General features: G+C 61.1%; 13 protein-coding genes. 2 read left to right on the forward strand and 11 right to left on the reverse strand.

Annotated features, from left to right (window positions below; genetic code table 11):
• Positions 1-640: 640 nt before the first annotated feature.
• A complete protein-coding gene (gene clpB / locus ABD937_RS05630; RefSeq protein ID WP_345254082.1) occupies positions 641-3,262 on the reverse strand; it encodes an ATP-dependent chaperone ClpB in 2,622 nt (873 codons plus the stop codon).
• A gap of 80 nt (positions 3,263-3,342) precedes the next feature.
• Between clpB and ABD937_RS05635 the strand changes: the two genes are divergently transcribed.
• Complete coding sequence (locus ABD937_RS05635; RefSeq protein WP_345254084.1) at positions 3,343-4,386, forward strand: serine hydrolase domain-containing protein; 1,044 nt, start codon at positions 3,343-3,345, stop codon at positions 4,384-4,386.
• A 159-nt stretch (positions 4,387-4,545) separates the two neighbouring features.
• Here the strand turns inward: ABD937_RS05635 and ABD937_RS05640 are convergent, their stop codons facing one another.
• A complete protein-coding gene (locus ABD937_RS05640) occupies positions 4,546-6,459 on the reverse strand; it encodes a DUF3857 domain-containing transglutaminase family protein (protein WP_345254086.1) in 1,914 nt (637 codons plus the stop codon).
• Positions 6,456-8,459 (reverse strand): DUF3857 domain-containing protein, encoded by a 2,004-nt coding sequence (locus tag ABD937_RS05645; RefSeq protein WP_345254088.1) that lies wholly within the window; start codon positions 8,457-8,459, stop codon positions 6,456-6,458. The genes ABD937_RS05640 and ABD937_RS05645 overlap by 4 nt, the downstream gene beginning before the upstream one ends.
• A gap of 123 nt (positions 8,460-8,582) precedes the next feature.
• Here ABD937_RS05645 and queG point away from each other — a divergent pair, with 123 nt between their 5' ends.
• Entirely contained in the window at positions 8,583-9,512 is a 930-nt protein-coding gene (gene queG / locus ABD937_RS05650) for a tRNA epoxyqueuosine(34) reductase QueG (protein ID WP_345254089.1), read from the forward strand.
• Positions 9,513-9,848: 336 nt separating this feature from the next.
• Here the strand turns inward: queG and ABD937_RS05655 are convergent, their stop codons facing one another.
• The 8 genes from ABD937_RS05655 to ABD937_RS05690 all read right to left on the reverse strand — a co-directional run bounded on the left by ABD937_RS05655 (position 9,849) and on the right by ABD937_RS05690 (position 17,744).
• Complete coding sequence (locus tag ABD937_RS05655; RefSeq protein WP_345254091.1) at positions 9,849-10,613, reverse strand: LytR/AlgR family response regulator transcription factor; 765 nt, start codon at positions 10,611-10,613, stop codon at positions 9,849-9,851.
• Positions 10,610-11,650: a sensor histidine kinase gene (locus ABD937_RS05660; protein WP_345254093.1), complete on the reverse strand. Its 1,041-nt coding sequence runs from the start codon at positions 11,648-11,650 to the stop codon at positions 10,610-10,612. The genes ABD937_RS05655 and ABD937_RS05660 overlap by 4 nt, the downstream gene beginning before the upstream one ends.
• A 41-nt stretch (positions 11,651-11,691) precedes the next feature.
• Positions 11,692-12,945 carry a serine hydrolase domain-containing protein gene (locus ABD937_RS05665; protein ID WP_345254095.1) on the reverse strand — a complete coding sequence of 418 codons (1,254 nt, stop codon included), beginning with the start codon at positions 12,943-12,945 and terminating at the stop codon, positions 11,692-11,694.
• A 324-nt stretch (positions 12,946-13,269) separates the two neighbouring features.
• Positions 13,270-13,827, reverse strand: a complete 558-nt coding sequence (locus tag ABD937_RS05670) for a hypothetical protein (protein ID WP_345254096.1) — start codon at positions 13,825-13,827, stop codon at positions 13,270-13,272.
• A 5-nt stretch (positions 13,828-13,832) separates the two neighbouring features.
• Positions 13,833-15,098 carry an LVIVD repeat-containing protein gene (locus tag ABD937_RS05675; RefSeq protein ID WP_345254098.1) on the reverse strand — a complete coding sequence of 422 codons (1,266 nt, stop codon included), beginning with the start codon at positions 15,096-15,098 and terminating at the stop codon, positions 13,833-13,835.
• Between the two features lie 56 nt (positions 15,099-15,154).
• Positions 15,155-16,672, reverse strand: a complete 1,518-nt coding sequence (locus tag ABD937_RS05680) for a hypothetical protein (RefSeq protein WP_345254099.1) — start codon at positions 16,670-16,672, stop codon at positions 15,155-15,157.
• Complete coding sequence (locus ABD937_RS05685; protein WP_345254101.1) at positions 16,659-17,219, reverse strand: RNA polymerase sigma factor; 561 nt, start codon at positions 17,217-17,219, stop codon at positions 16,659-16,661. The genes ABD937_RS05680 and ABD937_RS05685 overlap by 14 nt, the downstream gene beginning before the upstream one ends.
• A gap of 51 nt (positions 17,220-17,270) precedes the next feature.
• Positions 17,271-17,744 (reverse strand): SRPBCC family protein, encoded by a 474-nt coding sequence (locus ABD937_RS05690; protein ID WP_345254103.1) that lies wholly within the window; start codon positions 17,742-17,744, stop codon positions 17,271-17,273.
• Positions 17,745-17,808 lie beyond the last annotated feature (64 nt).

A 17,808-nucleotide genomic window follows, 5' to 3' on the forward strand; every position in this document is an offset into this window, starting at 1 on the left:
AAAAAGGCCGCAAGCGGTGAGCAATAGCGTCAGGGCTCCGGACTTGTCGCTTCTGTCTTCCCGGCGCAAGCGCCTGGCATTCTTTTCACTCCGACGCGGGTTTCACGCAAAGGCGCCAAGACGCCAAGGCGCAGAGGAAACAGAAGATTGGCCGTGCTATCCGAAAGCCGTTTCGTGCCGCAGCGCTGTATCGGGCGATACCTCTTTCTTTACACGTAAGGACTGCTGGTTGTGGTCATTGGGAGGAGCTTTCCTGCCGAAAGTAAGAGGCCGACAAAGCATTGTCATCCTGAGCTTGTCGAAGGCTCCTCTGTTGCGCGTGAAATCCGGCAAAGCAGCACATCGCATTCAATTGCCAGGTTAAACCGCTCCTACTCTTTCAACAAGTTGCGTAACGCCGGTTTCCGGAACACCTCGCAGAACGTAGGAGATGACTTCGCTGCGCTCGCAATGACATGCACTCCGTGTGTCGCAAAAATTTTTGCGTACCCCGCGTCTTTGCGTCTCCGCGTGAAACCCGCTAACGCTTTAAGAAACGCAAGCCGCTTGCGGCGATCCATTGTATCTAAAAAGCAAAGCAAAGCCCCGCCAACGGCGGGGCTCCATAAATCTGAAATCTGAGATCCTACATCGGCGATCCTTATACGCTTTGCGCCTGCTCCACGTCGTTGCGGAAGACCACCACGCCGTCGAACACGTCTACGAGCACGGGGTGGCTCTTGTCTACCGCGCCGGCAAGGATCTTCTTGCTCAGGGCGTTCACGATCTCCTTCTGGATGAGGCGCTTCAGCGGGCGCGCGCCATACTGCGGGTCGAAGCCGTTCTCGGAGAGGAAATCGACGAGGTAGTCGGAGAAGTGCAGTTGGATCCCGCTATCCGAAACAAGACGCTTCAGGGCCTCGAGCTGGATGCGGATGATGCCGCGGATCTCGCTTTTCATCAGCGGGTGGAAGAGGATGATCTCGTCCACGCGGTTGAGGAACTCGGGGCGCACCGTCTCGCGCAGGCGTACCAGCACTTCTTCCTTCGTACGCTCGATCACGGCGTCCTTGTTGCGCTCGGTCACGTCCGCGAAGTTTTCCTGGATGATGTCCGAGCCCATATTGGAGGTCATGATGATGATCGTGTTCTTGAAGTTCACCACGCGGCCCTTGTTGTCGGTGAGGCGACCGTCGTCGAGTACCTGTAGTAATACGTTCCAGACATCCGGGTGCGCCTTCTCGATCTCGTCGAGCAGCACCACCTGGTAGGGCTTGCGGCGCACGGCCTCGGTGAGCTGGCCGCCTTCCTCGTAGCCTACATAGCCCGGAGGGGCACCCACGAGGCGCGACACCGTATGCTTCTCCTGGTACTCGCTCATGTCGATGCGGGTCATCATGTGCTCGTCGTCGAAGAGGTAATCGGCCAGCGCTTTCGCGAGCTCCGTCTTACCCACGCCGGTGGTGCCGAGGAAGATGAAGGAGCCGATGGGGCGCTTCGGGTCCTGCAGGCCGGCGCGGCTGCGGCGCACCGCATCGGCCACGGCGGTGATGGCCTCGTCCTGGCCCACTACGCGCTGGTGTAGTTCCTCTTCGAGGTGGAGCAGCTTCTCGCGCTCACTCTGGAGCATCTTGCTCACCGGGATGCCGGTAGCCTTGGCCACGCTTTCGGCGATGTCCTCGGCATCCACCTCCTCTTTCATGAGGCGGCGGCTATTGGTCGAAAGCTCGTCGAGCTCCTGTTGTAGTTTTACGATCGCCGCTTCCTGTTCCTTGATGCGGCCGTAGCGGATCTCGGCCACCTTGCCGTAATCGCCCTCGCGCTCGGCCTGCTCGGCCTGCTGCTTCAGATTCTCGATCTCGGCCTTCGCATTCTGGATCTTGTCGACGAGCTCCTTCTCCTCGTTCCACTTCGCCTTCAGCGTATCGCGCTCCACGGCGAGGTTGGCGATCGTGGTATTGAGGTCGTGCAGCTTGTCTTCGTCGTTCTCTCTTTTAATGGCTTCCCGCTCGATCTCGAGCTGGCGGATACGGCGCTCGAGCTCGTCGAGCTCCTCGGGCATCGAGTTCATTTCGAGGCGCAGCTTGGCCGCGCTTTCGTCGATGAGGTCGATGGCCTTGTCGGGGAGGAAGCAGTCGGTGACGTAGCGCGTGGAGAGCTCCACGGCGGCGATGATGGCCTCGTCCTTGATTCGTACGTGGTGGTGCGTCTCGTAGCGGTCCTTGAGGCCGCGCAGGATCGAGATCGCGTCCTCCACCGAGGGCTCGTCGATCATCACCTTCTGGAAGCGGCGCTCGAGGGCCTTGTCCTTTTCAAAGTATTTCTGGTACTCGTTGAGCGTAGTGGCGCCGATGGCGCGCAGCTCTCCGCGGGCAAGGGCCGGCTTCAGGATGTTGGCCGCGTCCATCGCCCCTTCGCCGCCGCCCGCACCCACCAGGGTATGGATCTCGTCGATGAAGAGGATGATCTCGCCCTCGGAGGTGCTTACCTCTTTGACCACGCCCTTGAGGCGCTCTTCGAACTCACCCTTGTACTTGGCCCCGGCAATGAGCTGGCCGAGGTCGAGGCCGTAGATGGTCTTCGACTTCAGCGTCTCGGGCACGTCGCCGTTGACGATGCGCATGGCGAGGCCTTCGGCGATGGCGGTCTTACCCACACCCGGCTCACCTACGAGCATCGGGTTGTTCTTGGAGCGGCGCGAGAGGATGTGCAGCGTGCGGCGGATCTCCTCGTCGCGGCCGATCACCGGGTCGAGCTTGCCTTGCCGGGCGAGCTCGTTGAGGTTCCTGGCGTATTTCTGGAGCGTGTTGTACTGCGTCTCCTGGGTTTGCGAGGTCACGGTGCCACCCTTGCGGAGGTCCTTGATGGCCGTAACGAGGCCCTTCTCGGTAAGACCCGAGTCTTTCAGGAGTTTGGCACTGCTATCGTTGCCCTGCACGAGGGCCAGCAGGAGGTGTTCCGGCGTCACGAACTCATCGTTGAACTGCTGGATCACCGAGCCCGCGCGGAGGAGCGTGTTGTTGGCGTCGCGGCCGATGTTCTGGGCCGGCTCGCCGCCCTGCACGCGCGGCAGTCCGTCGAGCTGCGTGGCCAGGCGGGTCTCGAGGCCCGTGATGTTCACCGCGTTCTTTTTGAGCAGGAACTCCACGGGCGAATCCTTCTGGTCGAGCAGGGCGCCGAGCAGGTGCTCCGTTTCGATATTGGCGTGCTGCCGGTTGAAGGCGAGCTGCTGCGCCGCCTGGATGGCTTCGGCCGCCTTGATGGTATAGTTGGACAGGTTCATCTGCTGAGCTATTTAAGGTTGTGTTAGCGTATTTTCCTGTATGTTCACAAATTAAATTCCAAGCCCCCAATCCGGAAATTATGACACTGTTTTCTCGTTCTTTCTGCCTGAAAGTCAGTTCAGTAGCGGCTTCCCTGCTGCTTTTTCAGGCCGCGTCCGCCCAGCTCGATACGGCATCGCTCAGTGGCCTCATGGAGCAAAAGGTACGACAACTCAAAAACAACAACGTTGTGCTCGCAGTGGCCAGCAAAGACACGCTCGTGTACAAAAACGACATCAAGACCTTCAACATTACCCGCGGGCAAGGGCAGGCCGGCTACGTCAGCCAGCTGCTGACCACCGCCGTGGTGCTGATGATCGCCGATGAAGGCAAGATCAGCCTCGACGACAAGATCACGCAGTACCTGCCCGAGTATGCCAAATACGGAAAGAACTACATCACGATCCGTCATTGCCTGACGCACTTCACGGGCATCCAGGTGCCCTCGAAGCTGTCGCTGTTCGAGAAAACGAAGGGTTTGGAAGACGAGGCCAACAGCTATGCTGCCAAGGAGATCCAGACGAACCCCGGCACCGAGTGGCGCTGGAGCGAGCGCGGCTATGCCATCGCGGCCCGCATCTGCGAGCTCGTGACCAAGAAGAAATTCGAGATGCTGGCGCAGCAGCGCCTGTTCCGCCCGCTGGGAATGCGCAGCACCACCTTCAATACGATGGACGGCTCACAGCCCAACTTCAACCACGGCGCGCGCACGTCGGCCGCCGACCTGCTGCTGTTCGGCCGCATGCTGCTCAACGGCGGAAAGCTGAACGGGCAGACCGTACTAAGCGAGGTTGCCCTGAAGGAGCTGCGCCGGGTTTCGGCCGCCAGCACCGACCTGAAAGGCGCACCGAAGGAAATGGCTTCGTACGATTATGCCATGGGTGCCTGGGCGCCCGAAGCAAAAGGCGGCAGCGCCAGCGCCCTGCTGGCCCCGAGCCTGGGCGGCACCGCCTTCGTGGTGGATTTCTGCCGCGGCTATACGTTTGCCTACCTGATGAAGGAGCTTGAAGAGGAAAAGCGCGGCAGCATGCTGCAAGACATCAAGGCCACCCTCGATGGCGGTCGGGAGGTGAGTTGCCAGTGAGGGCGGCAATCGGGAATAGGGAATCGTGAAACCTCGCTGCTTGAAATAGTCCGACCGATCTGTCCAATACAAGAAAAGCCTGTGCGTTGCACAGGCTTTTCTTGTATTGGACCCGGTAAGAAATTTTTGTTCTTTCAGGCTCTATTCCCGATTCCCGATTTACGATCCCTGCTTCACCAGCACCACGGCGGCCGCATCGGCCTTGTGCATACCGTTATAGAATTCCTTCAGCTCGTTCCACCTGGCGGCAGGGAAGAGGCCCGCAAAGGCCTTCCGCTCGCGCACGAGTACCACCTTGTTGCCGCGCACCAGCACTTCGCTGCGGAAGGTGCCAAAGGGTGTGCTGAGCTGCACCGGCTTGGGCAGTACTTCTACGGTGTAGCCTGCCGGCACCTCGATGCTCACCGAGTCGATGTCGTGGAATTCAGAAGAAAGACGGATGTCGTAGCGGCGCTCGTCGGCCGGGAGCTGCCGGCCCGAGCGGTTGACCACGTTGGGTACGAGGAAGAGGCGCTTGCCGGTGAGCGAGGCATAGTTGCGTACGGTGAGGTCAAGGTGTTCCTCCAGCGCAGGCAGCGCACCGGGAATGGGTTTGTACGCAAAGCTATTGACCTCGTAGCTCGGGAGACCGATCCTTTCGTTCAGGTATTCCTTTAGCTTGTCTTTCGAAAGCCCGTTCACCAGTGAGTGCAGCTGGTCCTGCTGTTCGGCATAAAAGGTGGTGCGGGTTTGCAGCGAGAGATTGCCTTCGGCGTCGATGCTGCCGGCTACGTTGCGGACCTGCAGGTTGTCGCGCCAGCCGTAGCGGGGCGTCGCCACCAGCTTGCCGCCTTCGGGCGTGATGAGCAGGGCCTTGCGGTTTCCGGTGAAGGAGCCCATATAGCCGGCGGGTACCGACTGGTTCGTGCATTCCAGCCACATCGAATCCTTCGCAAAGGGAACGCAAACGATCACGTGGTTGAACTGGTTCGAAGGAAAATCCTCGAGCAGGAGCCGGTCGGAAGGCGCGTCGCCGGCACGCACAAGCGTGTAGTAGGCGGGGATGCCCGCTTCCTTCAGCAGCGAGTACATGAAGTTGCTGAGGGCCTTGCAGTCGCCGTAGCCCTTGCTGGCCACGAATTCCGCGTCGAACGTCTGCCAGCCGCCGATGCCCATCTGGATGCTGATGTAGCGCGTGTTTTTCTGTAGGTATTCGTAGAGCACACGCACCTTTTCCTTCGGGTCGCTGAGGCCGCCGACGAGCGACTGCACCTTTTGCTTCAACACCGGCGGAAGTCCGTCGCGTCCCTTATTGAGCTCGTTGAGGAAATGTCCAAGGCCTTCCCAGCTGGCGGCATCGCCGCGGTACTGCCCGATTTCGAAAGGGCCGGGCGCAAAGTGCACCACCGGTGCCAGCTCGCGCCACAGTGGCGAAGCGAAGGGGCGGACCACCGCCTCGAGGTTGCTGACCTGCCAGGTACGCAGCACCTTCCCTTTTTCCTTGCTGGTAACGGGGTCGCCTGCACCGCCGCTGTTGCGGAAGCGGTAGGCATATTCCTCCGGGCAGATAAACGTGAAGCTGCTTTTCTGTACCGACAGGTGCTCCTCGTCCAAAGGCATCCAGGTGGGGTACAGGAAGGTATTGTTGAAGCGCTGGGTGATGGTGTACTCGATCGTGTAGGGGTAAGAGGAGTGCTCGAAGCGATGGGCTTTCACCCGGGTATCGCTCATGAGGCTTTCGTCGCCCACGGCGCTGAAGTCGGCCAGGTCGCGCTCCTTGAGGCGGCGCTGCAGCCGGCCCTGCGCATCATAAAGGGCGCCTTCGATATCGGTGATCCGGTACAGGCGGCTGTAAGGCTCCTGAAGGGTCGCGGCTCGGCGGCCGTTCTCGTCGAGGATCGTGAGTACGTAGCGTTTATACAGCACCGCCTCCCGGGGGCTGTGGACCTCGTAGCGCTGCTCTTCGATCCGTTTGACCACGTGGGCATTGGCCAGCAGCGGCGCGGGGATGGCCGACACGGAAAGGTCCTCCGTGCCGGAGGCACACAGACAGGCTGCGGCGGCGATCAGGAGCAAAAAAGGGCGGCGCATCATTTTTTCTTTTTAAGTACGATCTGTTCCTTTTGCTTGGCCACGATCATGGTGTAGAATTCGCGCAGGTTCTCGTATTCCTCGGGCGTGAACACCGTGCGGTCGAGGCGGATCACCGAGCGCATCGAGATCACACCTTCCGACTGCGAGATGAGGTATTCGAAGCCACCCTCTTTGGCCTCGTTGAAGTGCAGGCGCATCGACTTGGGCAGCTCGTCCACCTCGTACCCGTCCGGGATATAGATCGTGAGCGAATAGGTCTGGTTGAGTGTATAGGGCATCTCCACCGGGAACAAGCGCTCGGCCGACTTGAAGGGATTCTCCTTGATGCCTTCGCCGAACATCGGGTCGATGTAGAGTACGGGCTCTCCTTCGTATTCCATGCCGAGCTGGTGGCGCACCGTCACCGGGTGCTCGTACTGGTCGAGCGAATCGATGCTGAAGCCGCTGGCGAGCACCTGGCCGCCGATGTCTTTTCGGAGGTCGGCAAACACGGCGTCCTTGCCTTTCTCCTGGTGCAGGCGACGCAGGTCGCTGGATTCGTAGTAGCCGGCCGTACGGGTTTTCGTGCCTACCCATTTCTTCTTGTCGTCCATGGTCAGGAACACCGAGGTGAAGCGGCGCTCCCGGAGGGAATCACTCACCAGCATTACCGGGTCGGCCGTGTTGTTGATGGTGCGGGCCATGCCGTTGTAGCAGTTGTACTGCAGGCGGCCGAAGCCGAGACGCGGCTTGCTGGCGTCGAGGTAGAAGGTGCCGGCATCGGTGCTGCAGGAGGCGATGACGTAGTTGAAGCGCGTCAGCAGCGGGTAGATCGTGAACACCTTGCCGTGCTCGAGTGTGCTCAGCATCACCGGGTCCGCCTGGATGTTGGCGTAGCGCAGCATCGTCACCAGCAGGAGGTTCACGTCGGCTACGTTGCCGGTGCCGTTCTTGAAGACGTTTTTCACGGGTTGCGACAGGAAGACGCCCTGGCCGCCGGTGCAGGTCACATGGTCGCGCACGTAGTTGTAGATGTTGCGGGCCTGCTCGGTGGGCGTGCCTTTCATGAGCGGCGTCATCACGTCCTTCAGCCAGCCGTTGTTGGCATCCAGCTTCTTGCCGAAGGCCTCCGAGTTGAGCAGCGCCCGGGTCATGCCGCCCCAGGAGGGAACAAGGTTGCGGTACTGCAGGGGGGCGCGCATGGCCGACAGCTGGAAGTCGATATGGCTGATGTAGTTGCCGGGAGTGGAGAGGAAGGGCTCCGTCCGGAAGGCGGGCACGTCCTTGGCCACCCAGCGGTGATCGATGATGTTGGCCTGCAACGAGAAGCGCTCTGAAGGGCCGGTGGCATTGGGCTCGGTGATGTTGAACTGGCCGGTGCGCTCCTTCTTGTCGCTGATGTAAAAGGGGGTGTAGCCCTTGTAGATCTTGTTGTAGTCAAAGAACTCAGGGATCGATACGGTGTAGTCGCTCCAGAGGCAGGGGATGAGGTCCTGGAAGCTCCAGGGCTGGAGCAGCGAAATATAGTCGGAGTGCACGCGGTACTCCACGTCGATGATGGTGCCTTCCTTTACGTTCGGCAGCGTGAACTTCTTGATGTTGCGGTAGTCGCTCTCCTTTTCGTTGAAGATGTTTTCCTTGCTGAGGCGGGTCTCCACCACCTTGCCGTTCTCCAGGTTGTAGGCTACAGCCTTGAGGTTCTCCACGCGTTCTTCGGTTTCGAAGCCGCTGTGGTCGAGTACGATGCGGAAGGTAGCTTCGTCGTAGCCGTTCTTGTCGAGGATGTGTACCCGCTTGTGGCGGCGGAACAGGAAGGAGAACCAGCCTTTCGTGTTGCCCTCGATTTCGGTGCTGCCGACGTCGGCAAGGATCACGGCGTGGGCATTGCTGTCGATGGGGTATGCCCGACGCTCGAGCATTTCGGGTGTGATCTTTTCGAATTTATAGGCTTCGGCGCGTTTCTGGGCACTTGCGCTCAGCGAAAGGGCAGCGCACAGCAAGGGCAGGATGTATTTTCTCATGCAGGTGAATTGGTGGCCCAATGTATACATAAAATTCAACATGCACGGGCGAATTGCCGCAAACTTTAACGGGCTGTAGTTCTACACTAAAAAAAGAAAGCGGGAACTTCGCCGCCAAAGCCCATGTCGCCCCAGGAAACCCATACCCGCTGGCTCAAGGAAGCCGCCCGCCGCCATGGCTTCGACCACTGCGGGGTGGCCGCCGCCGTGTTCCTGGAAGAGGACGCCCGCCGCCTCGAGTCCTGGCTCCATCAAGGGATGCACGGAAGCATGGGTTATATGGAAAACTATTTCGACCTCCGCACCGACCCGCGCAAGCTGGTTCCCGGCGCCCGCTCGGTGATCACGCTTCTGAAGAACTACTATCCGGCCGAAGCGCAGCAGGGCGACCTTAAGATCGCTCGCTATGCCTGGGGCGAGGATTACCATACTGTGATCCGGCGGCAGCTCAACGCACTCGTGGAAGAGGCGCAGGGCGCCATCGGGCAGTTCGGTGGCCGGGGCTTTGTAGACTCGGCGCCCGTGCTCGAGCGGAGCTGGGCACGCCGCAGCGGCCTCGGCTGGGTGGGCAAGAACGGCAACCTGATCACCAAAGAAAGCGGGTCGTTCTTCTTCATCGCCACCCTCATCACCGACCTCGACCTCGTTTACGACGATCCGTTCGCCAAGGACTTCTGCGGCTCCTGTCGCCGCTGCATCGATGCCTGCCCTACGGGGGCCATCCTGCCCGACAAAACCGTCAACGGCAGCCAGTGCATCTCTTATTTTACCATCGAGCTGAAAGACGAGCTCATCCCGGCGGAGCAGCAAGGGAAGTTCGGCAACTGGATGTTCGGCTGCGACGTCTGCCAGGAGGTGTGCCCTTGGAACCGCTTCAGCAAGCCGCACAGCGAGGCGGCCTTTGCGCCTATTTCCGAGGTGCTGCACCTCGGCACCCGTGAATGGGAAGCGCTGTCGGAAGAAGCCTTTAAAAAGATCTTCAAGCGCTCTCCGCTGAGCCGCGCCAAGTACAAGGGCATCCGGCGGAACCTTAATTTCCTGAAACGCGGGTGATCAACTCTTGTTCGATCCTTGCGCTCATTCGGAAGCCAAAATTCAAAATTCAAAAGTCAAAAGCTCCGGGTGCCGCAGCCATTCAAGGTTGTCATGGGCTGCTGATTGAAGAAAGCGTTGCCGGCCACCTCTCGTTTTCCAGATTTGATATTCCCGTTCGAACGGATTTCCGAAAAAGCAAAAGGCCTCCGAACTAATGACACCCTTTTTTGAATTTCGACTTTCCGGAATAAATGCTCGAAACAAGAAGCGGCATTGACTCTAAGGACACTCTTTTTGAATTTTGAATTTTGACTTCAAAACGAAAGCCGGTGGTCATCAAAGCAACCCCCGTTCTCATGCTCCCATCCACTCGCGGAACTCTTTCGCCCGGTTGCGGCTGATCATGATAGGGCCGTCGAAGGGCACCGTCACTTCCACACGGAGCTTGGAGTGCGGCTCGGGCTGCACGTTGGCGATGATGTCGTGTGCGAGGATCACCTGGCGGTTGGCGCGGAAGAAGCGTTGCCCGTCGAGCTCGCGCTCCAGGTCGTCGATCGAGTGGTCGATGAGGAAGCGCTGGTTATCCCGGGTCACGATGTACTGGAGCGAGTTGTGGACCATGATATAAGCCACGTCGGCAACCTCCACCGAGCGCATCTTCTGGCCGCGCCGCACGAGAAAACGCGTACGTGGCCGGGCGGGCTGCAGGCTGTGGAGCAGCGCCTCGAGCTGGTCTTGCAAGCCTGCTACTGCTTCGCGCGACCGTTGCCACTGGCGGAACTTCCCGAGCGCTGCGGCGAGTTCCTCCCGGCGCACCGGCTTGAGCAGGTAGTCGAGGCTGTTGACCCGGAACGCGCGCACCGCGAATTCGTCATAGGCCGTCACGAAGATGAGGGGGCTCGTTACCGGGTGCCGCTCCAGGATGTCGAAGGCCCGCCCGTCGCCAAGCTCGATGTCCAGGAAGATCAGGTCGGGTGCTTCGTTCCGTTGCAGCCACTCCACGGTTTGCTGCACGCTACCGGTGTGCCCGGTCACGCGCGCTTCGGGGTCAAGGTCCTCCAGCAGCGACTGCAGGCGCCGGCGCAACAGGGGTTCGTCTTCAACGATCAGGATATTCATGCGGGTAAGGGATGAATGAGGGGAAGGGTAACCTGGAAGGCGTCCGCGGTTTGCTCCACCACTACTGCGGGCTGCTCGAGCAGGCGGTATTTTTCCGAAATATTGCGCAGCCCTAACCGCTCCGAGGCGGCTGCCGATGTCCGGGGCTGCAGGTTGTTGCGGACCACAAGCGACAAGTCGTTCGTACTGGTGATCGTGATCAGCAGCGGCCGTGCGGGAAGAATGGCGTTGTGCTTGATCGCGTTCTCCACCAGCAACTGTAGCGTCAGGGGCGGGATGCCGGCCCCCCGTGCCTCGTCGGTCACCTGTTGCACGAGTTCGATGCCATCGCCGAAGCGGATCTTCTGCAGGCGGTAATAGGAGGCGATGAAGTGCAGCTCGTCGGCTACCGTGGTTACGGTCTTTTCATTCGCCTGCAGCAGGTACCGGTACACCCGCGAGAGCTCCTCCACGAATTCCACGGCGCGGTCTGGATCCTCGGGGATGAGGGAGGCCAGGGAGCCGAGGCTGTTGAACAGAAAGTGCGGGTTGATCTGCACCTTCAGCGAGTCGAGCTGGGTTTGCAGGTGCTCCTTCTTCAGCCGTTCGGCCTCCAGGGCGGTGCTGTGCCACATCCGCAGGTAGTAGGCGCCCTCGTAGATGCCGCCGATGACCACGATGAAGAGCAGGGCCACGAATACGGCCTGCAGGTAGCCCTCGAGCGGGAACTTGTACCCCCAGAGCAAGGTCTGGTCGTAGACCCAGATGTTGGCGATCCGTATTACTACGGCAACTGCTGTGGAGGCAAGCAGGCTGAGCACGATGCGCTTCGCCGTCTGCCGCAGGTGTGGGTACCGGCGACGGAAGTAGCCGATCACGAGGCGGGCTGTTTCCCAGAGTAGGACCGTCTCGAGCAGGCTGAACGCATAGATGCCCCAGAAGCCGAACGGGTCGCCGTCGCCCGCGTCGTTGCGGTTGTAGAAAATAAGATGGCCCATCATCGCCACGAGCGGTGCGCCCAGCAGCCGGAAACGGATGTCGTTGAGTTGTTTCTCCATGGCAGTGTTCCGTAAATGTAAGGTTCCGGGTGCAGACGCCCCTAGCGTTGCGACGCCACGTAGCGACACAGGTCGTTCTTGAGGTCGGTGATCGTGTACAGCATCGGGCCGGGTAGCTGGCGGCCGGCGTTCACATTGAGGTACAGGTAGGTCCCGTTTGCCGGTACATACAAGGCAAGCGTGCTGCAGCCGAGCCCATCGCCCTCGTGGCCCCACTGGGGCGCGCCGCCATTGCGATCGTATTGAAAGTATTCGATACCGAAGCCGTAATCCGGCTGCGTGGATTTGCTCCCCTGAAACCAGTGCTGCATCCGGCGTAGCGCCGTATCGGAAAGCAGCGGTCCGCCGGGGCGCAGGGTGGCGTAGAACCGGAGCACATCATCGGGCCGCGCCGCAATGCCGCCGTAACCCTCACTCCCGCGGCCGATCGCACTGTTCCAGGCCGTTCCGTCTTCGAGTTGTCCTTTACCCTGCCGGTCGAAGAAGGCCGATGGGAATCCCATCGTGCTGACCCGTGCTTCTGCTGGCGCATACCAGGTGTTGCGCAGCCCGGCAGGCTGCAGGATGCCGTCCCGGAGCAGGGTGGCGTAGTCCTTACCCGATACGCGCTCCAGCACGAGTTGCAGCAGCAGGTAATTCGTATTGGAGTAATCGTAATCGCTGCCGGGCTTGAAAAGGAGCTGCGTTCCTTCCAGCAAGGCGAGCCGCTCTTGCACGGTAGGCTGCTCCATCGGTCGGGTGAACTGTCGTTGTATAAATGCGGGCAGCGCCGTGAAGTTCCGCAGCCCGCTGCTGTGCTGCAGCAGCATTATAACGGTGATGGCTTCATGCCCCGGCACCGGCGGAAGCAGGTGCTTCGGCAGAATGGTGCCGATGGGTGCGTCGAGGTCAAGCTTTTTTTGTTCCCAAAGCTGCAGGGCCAGCACCGCGGAATAGGTCTTGGTGATACTGAACAGCCAGGACGGCGTTTCCGCCGTATAGGACCGGCGGCTGCCGGGGTCGGCATAGCCGGCGGTAACGTGTAGCGTACCGGCCGCATTGCGAAGCAATACCTGCGCGCCGGGAAGCCCCCGCCGCACCGCGCTGTCGAGCAGTGCCTGTATGCTGTCGGCCATCGGGTGGACGCGGTGCGGTGTTGCCTCGTTGAACGGTTGATCGTTGCCTGCGCCCCGGAACAGGCCGCTGTGACAGGAGGCGGTCAATAGGAGGATCGTTAGAAGTACAAGGGCGGGCCTTGGGGCGCCGATCCGGCGCTGCGGGTATGCCGGGAAAGCCTGGCTGGGTTGTGGTTTCATACTTGCTGTTTTGCATGCAAGAAACCACAGGCCGTTGCCGCGGGAAAGTCAAATCACCCCGAAGTGCAGGATAAGCCCTGCGAAGTGCCGGGAAGAGGCAACGGTGCGCAACCGCAAAAAGAAACCCGGGCATTTACGCCCGGGCTCCAATTCAAAGGTCAAAAGTCAAAAGGCGGACGCCGGCAATGAGTCGGTTTAGTTCCGTTGGTAGCGTAATAGTTTTTGACTTTTGAATTTTGCCTTTGCCAGTTGGCAAAAAGAAACCCAGGCTTTTACGCCCGGGCTCGAATTCCCATCTATATACCGACAAGAAAGGGACGATGTTCAAAACGACCAGCCGGCGCGGATCATGACGCGGCGCAGCGTGTGGTCGAGGCGATAGACGTTGTCGGGGCAGTTGCCGCCGGGGCAGAAGGTGGGCTCCGTAACCGTGGCGCCCACGGCTTTACGCGAATAGCCGAGGGCCAGCTCGATGGCATTGCGGCCCTTCAGCGCCACGGTGTAGCCGACGCCCGCGTCGAAGTACAGCTTCCCGTTCCAGCGGTGGTTGGCGCCGTCCTTGTTGGTGCCGGCGAGCACCAGCTGACTGCCCGCGTCGGCATACAGGAAGAAGGGCAGCTTCGCGGGGCCCACGCGGCGACGCAGGTCGAGGAAGTAGGGCACCGTGCGGATGCGGTAGGGGTCGTAGGCGATGCCGATACCGGCGTACCAGCCGTCCCACTGCAGGCCGTTCACCGTCTGGAATTGAATTGGCGTATCGTAGCTGCCCACCGTAAGACCGGCGCTGTTGATGCTGCGAAAGCGCGGGCCGCTGCGGGCACCCTGCGCGCCGGCACCAAGGGTGGCGCCGGAAAGCAGAAGGATCAGGAGCTGTCTTTTCATCGGGATCAGTTTTCGATGGCGATGCGGCTTAAGCGTACGAGGTTGCCGCCGGAGTTGTAGGAATACTGGTAGAGGCCGTCTTTCGCCACCACCAGCAACGTGCCGCCCAGGGCGATCGCGTCGTAGGTGTCGATACCGGTGATGTGCTGCAGGGGCACGAGTGCCGATGGCTGTGCGGCGTTATAGACGCGGAGGCCGTCGCGGCCGTCGCAGATGAAGAGCAGGTCGCCATCCTTGGCAAGGCCGTGCGGGTTGGTGAGCGCGTAGGTGCGCACCGGGGTGGGCTGCGAAAGGTTGGTGATGTCGAGTACGTCGAGCTGGTCGTTGACGCCGCGGCAGGCGGTGCCGGTGCGGAGCGTGACGAAGGCATTGCGGTCGTCGGCGATCACGGGGTCGCAGGCAGTGACGTGGGCAAAGGAGCTGATGAACGACGGGTTGGTGGGCACCGAGATGTCGTAGATCATCATGCCGTTGGCGGAGCCGATGAACAGCTTGTCGCGGAAGGGGAAGATGGTCTCGATGTTCCACCCACCGAGCTGGCGCTCGCCGAGACGCTGCGGCTGCGCGGGGTTGCTGATGGAGAAGGTGCTGAGCGAATAGGTAGACACGGTGTAGAGGTGATCGCCCGTGATGGCGAAGCGCGCCATGGAGCCGCCTGTGCCACCACCGCCGCCGCCAGCCGTGTTAAGCACGCCGCCGGGGCCGCTCATGGGCATTGCGCCCCCGCGGTCGAAGAATTCGGGGCCGCCGTAGGAGTCGCAGTCGACCACGGTATCGCGAAGCGTGTAATCCACCACCACCATCATCGAATCGGGGTTCGTTGTATTGCCGAAATAGTAGTTGGAGCGGAAGGGGAATACGTTGTCGACGAAGCGCACGGGGCGGATGTCGGCGAGGTTGCCCAGGTCGAACACGACGAGGTCGGCGTAGGAGTCGGCATAGAGGTATTGTCCTTTCACGGCGAGGTCCACGTTGCCGGGGATCGGGATGAAGGCCAGCTTCTGCGGGTTCGCCGGGTTGCTGTTGTCGATGACGTGGATGCCTTTGTCGACCTCGTTGAGGAACAGGTAGCCGCCGCGGGTATAGATCTTACCGGGATGACGCACGGGTTGGGCCACCCCGCTCCGCATGCCGTTGCGTACTTCGGTGAGCGAGCGGAACACCGGCATTTTCATCGTGATGGTTTTGCGGCAGGTGTCTTTGACGCAGCTGCCGAGGAAGAAAAGCGGCAGCAGGAGCGCGAGGAAGGAAGCGGTTCTGGTCAATTTCATAAAGAAGCGTTTTGTACCTGACACGGGGCGCGGTGCCCGCGTTGCATCAGCGGTGATCAAAATTGAAAGCCGGCCTGGAGGCCAATATAGGAGAAGCGTTTTCCGGTGCTGCGCTCGAGCGGGGAGAGGCCGTACTGCAGCACAGGGCCTGCATCGATTGAGCGGGCACCTTTTTTCCAGAATTGGTAGCGGGCGCCACCGAGCAGCGACACACCGGTCCGTTGCCACTCGGAATCATCTTTATACGAACGGCCATTCCCCTCGTCGAAGCGCAGCGCGTTGGTGGCCACCAGCCAGGAGATGCTGGCCCCGCCGGTGAGCGTGACGCGCGGGTGCGGCTTCCAGCCCAGCTGCAGCGGAAGCTGGAGCGTGTGGAACTGGTTGCGGTAGCTCGTTTGGGAGCCATAGCTGTAATAAGTGCGTGCGCTGTTGCTGGGCGTGGCGGAGCCGGTCTCGGCACGGAACGCACCCACCTGCTGCACGGTGCTCAGGTAGTGATAGCCGATGCTGGCTTCGAGCTGTACGTTCCTGCTGAGTGGATAGATCAGGCTGACGCCTGCCTGGAAGGAGGCCGCCGGGTCGCGGTCGGGAGTGGGGTAGGAGAAGCTGCCCGAAAGCGGAGGGTTGCCGCTGCCGCTGCCCACACCGCCACCGGTGTTTTGTACGACGTCGTAGCTGGACTTGGTGCCCGGGCCCGGACTCGTAAAGGCACTGCGGCCGGCTCCTGCCCAAACGCGCCATTGGAAGGGACGGGCTTTGCGGTGCTGGGGTGCTGCGGGAGGCGCAGCAGCCGCAGCAACATCGGGGGCCTGCGGCGTAGTGGCGGCAGTGTTTGTGCTGTCGGCTCCAGGCGCGGGAACGCCGGCCGTCGGAGCCTTTGCCGTAGAAATACGGGTTGCCTCCGTTGTTCCGGGCGCCGGGTCGGCTGTAGCGGTAGTTGTGGTTGCTTTCGTGGCAGCAGTGTTCGTTGTAGTGATGTTTGCGCCCGGGCGGTCAGCGTGGTGCTGCGCCGGTACCGGGCCCGCGGTTGCCGGCCCTGTTGTGCGCCGTGCAGCCGTTCGCCCGTTGCGGGAAGCGCGCACCGGCGACACTGCGCCCATGCGGGCCTTGCTTGCGCCTTCGCTGGTTGCCCGCGTAGCCGGTGCAGGGCTCGCCGTTGCGGTACGGGCAACCGCGATTTCCCCGGTAGCTGTTGCTACCGTGGGGAGTACTGTTTCTTTCGTTGCGGTGGTGGTACCGGCGTCCGCCGGTCCGTTGCTGCCGTTGCTCATGGCCCCCGTTGCGGACGGTGTTGCGGGAGCAGCCGTCTGCGTGCCCGGCGTTGTCGTCGGCTGTGTTTGCGGGAGCTGTGCCGAGGTATGCGCGAGGTTGCTGGCCGAGGGGCGGCCCTGCAGCAGCCAGGCGCCGGCCCCGCCGAGCAGCAGGACGCCGAAGAACATCCAGAAGAGGAGGCGGCGGCGCTCTTTTTTCTTGCGGATGCGCGCTTCCACCGCGGCCCACACCGGGGTTGTGGGCTCGAAGCGAAGCTCGCCCATCTTTTGCTGCACCTGTTTTTCGAAATTATTTTCCTGCATAGGATTGCGTTTTGGGGTGCTCCTCCGACCGCTGGATCCAGGTGATCAGCAGGGCCCGGGCGCGGGCGTACTGCGAGCGCGAGGTGCCTTCGCTGATGCCCAACAGGGTGCCGATCTCGGCATGGCTGAATCCTTCCACGGCATAGAGGTTGAAAATGGTCTGGTATCCGGTGGGCAGCTGGCGGATCAGGTCGGCCAGCTCCTTGGCATGGAGGCGCACCTCGGGATTCTCCTGCGACACGGGGTGGAGGTGGTCGCTGCCGAAAGAGAGGTCGGTGTTGTAGGGGTATTTGCGCTTCAGGTAGTTGAGGGCGGTGTTCACCATGATGCGGCGGATCCAGCCGCCCAGCTCACCCTGGGCGCGGTACTGCTCCAGGGCCAGGAAGGCCTTGACGAAGCCTTCCTGCAGCACGTCCTCGGCATCGGCCATGCTTTTGGTGTATCGGTAGCAAACGGCCAGCATGTCGGGCGCGAAGAGGTCGTAGAGCGCTTTCTGAGCGCTCGGCTTTCCTTTCAGGCATTGTCGGACGAGTTCACGTTGATCCATGCTGCCCCTCTGACATCGGGTTGGCGGCTTTCGTTGCAGCCGGGTGAAAAATTATTTTCCGTCGCTTTCGATGTCCTTTTTCAGGGTCTCGAGCCCCTGCTGCATCACGCCCCCGTAGTTGCTCTCAAACAGGAGGGAGCTGAATTTTTCCCAGGGATACCAGCGCAGGTGAAAGTCGATCCGCCACTGCAGCGTGGCCGAATCGGCGCCGGGGTAACTGTGCAGCTTCCAGGTGTTGTGCAGGTTGCGGGCACCGGGGTAGGTGAGTACTACGGTCGACTGCGTGTCGGTACGCTGCTGCCAGAGAAAGCGCACGCGGGCGTTCTCCTCGGTGCGCTGGGCGAACCACGGATGCCAGCGGTTCCATTGGCTGCTGTCGTTAATGCGCCCGAAAATGGCTGACGGCGCTGCCGCAATGTTGGTGGCCCGTGAGATCACCACGTGCGACGGGATCATGAGGGAGATCAGCGTCCAGAGGCCGAACAGGAGCACGATGGAGATCAGGATAAAGCGAATCAGGCGCACGGGCAGCGGGTTTTGGCGGCAAAGGTACCGCAATGGATCTCAGATCTCGGATCTGGGATCTCGG

This window comes from Flaviaestuariibacter amylovorans (assembly GCF_039541815.1).
GTDB lineage: Bacteria > Bacteroidota > Bacteroidia > Chitinophagales > Chitinophagaceae > Flavisolibacter > Flavisolibacter amylovorans.